1 protein-coding gene is annotated in these 1,502 nt (G+C 69.0%); it reads left to right on the top strand.

What is annotated here, in order from left to right; all coding sequences use genetic code 11:
- On the top strand, positions 1 to 1,502 hold a 1,502-nt coding region (gene ftsW, locus WA317_RS06470), incomplete at its 3' end, for a putative lipid II flippase FtsW (protein ID WP_425172250.1).

Genomic DNA, 1,502 nt, shown 5'->3' with positions numbered 1-1,502 from the left:
GTGCAGGGGTCACCCGACAGCGAGCCCGACGACGACGCCGCCACGTCAGAGCCGCCCGTCGAAGCAGCAGACACCGACGCCCGCAAACCGCAAGAGGCTGACGAACCCGAGCCGGCGCCTGCCACGGCGCCGCGGGGCCCGCACGCCCGCTTCGGTGCCTGGCTGGGCCGGCCGATGACGTCGTTCCACCTGATCATCGCGGTGGCCGCGCTGCTGACGACGCTCGGTCTGATCATGGTGCTCTCGGCCTCGGGGGTACGTTCCTACGACGACGACGGCTCGGCGTGGACGATCTTCGGCCGGCAGGTGTTGTGGACGATCATCGGCCTGCTGGCCTGCTACGTCGCGCTGCGGGTGCCGGTGCGCTTCATGCGCCGCACCGCATTCTCCGGATTCGCGGTCAGCATCCTGCTGCTGGTGCTGGTGTTGGTGCCCGGCATCGGCAAGGAGGCCAACGGCTCGCGCGGTTGGTTCGTGATCGCGGGCTTCTCGATGCAGCCATCGGAGTTGACCAAGATCGCGTTCGCCATCTGGGGTGCGCACCTGCTGGCCGCCCGGCGCATGGAACGGGCGTCGCTGCGCGAGATGCTGATTCCGTTGGTGCCGGCCGCCGTCATCGCGCTGGGCCTGATCGTGGCCCAGCCCGACCTCGGGCAGACGGTGTCGCTGGGCATCATTCTGCTGGCGTTGCTGTGGTATGCCGGTCTGCCGCTGCGCGTCTTCCTCAGTTCGCTGCTCGCGGTGGTCGTCTCAGCCGCCATCCTGGCGGTGTCCGCCGGCTACCGGTCCGACCGGGTGCGGTCCTGGCTCGATCCGGGGCAGGACCCGCAGGACTCCGGCTACCAGGCGCGACAAGCCAAATTCGCGCTGGCCGAAGGTGGTGTCTTCGGCCACGGCCTGGGCCAGGGCACCGCGAAGTGGAACTATCTGCCCAACGCCCACAACGACTTCATCTTCGCGGTCATCGGTGAGGAGCTCGGGCTGGTCGGAGCGCTCGGCCTGCTGGGGCTGTTCGGGCTGTTCGGATACACCGGGATGCGCATCGCGCGGCGCTCCGCCGACCCATTCCTGCGGTTGCTGACCGCCGCCACCACCATGTGGGTGATCGGTCAGTCGTTCATCAACGTCGGCTATGTGATCGGCCTGCTGCCGGTCACCGGTATCCAGCTGCCACTCATCTCCGCCGGCGGAACATCGACGGCGACAACGCTTCTGATGATCGGTGTGATCGCCAGCGCCGCCCGTCACGAACCGGAGGCGGTAGCGGCGCTGCGCGCCGGCCGCGACGACCGGATGACCCGGCTGCTGCGATTGCCGCTGCCCGAGCCTTACGTCCCGACCCGCGTCGAGGTGCTGCGCGACCGTCTGCGTGACCGCCCTGGATCTGCCAAAGCCGCCAAATCGGCCAAACCCGCTAAATCTGGCAAACCGCCCAAACAGCAGCGCAAGCCCGACCGCTCGTCATCGACCGGCCGGGCGGCGCGCCCGGTGCGGTCTTCCGC

It is taken from the genome of Mycobacterium sp. (genome assembly GCF_049802695.1).
In the GTDB taxonomy this organism is placed as follows: domain Bacteria; phylum Actinomycetota; class Actinomycetes; order Mycobacteriales; family Mycobacteriaceae; genus Mycobacterium.
This window is presented reverse-complemented; position numbering and strand designations above follow the sequence as displayed.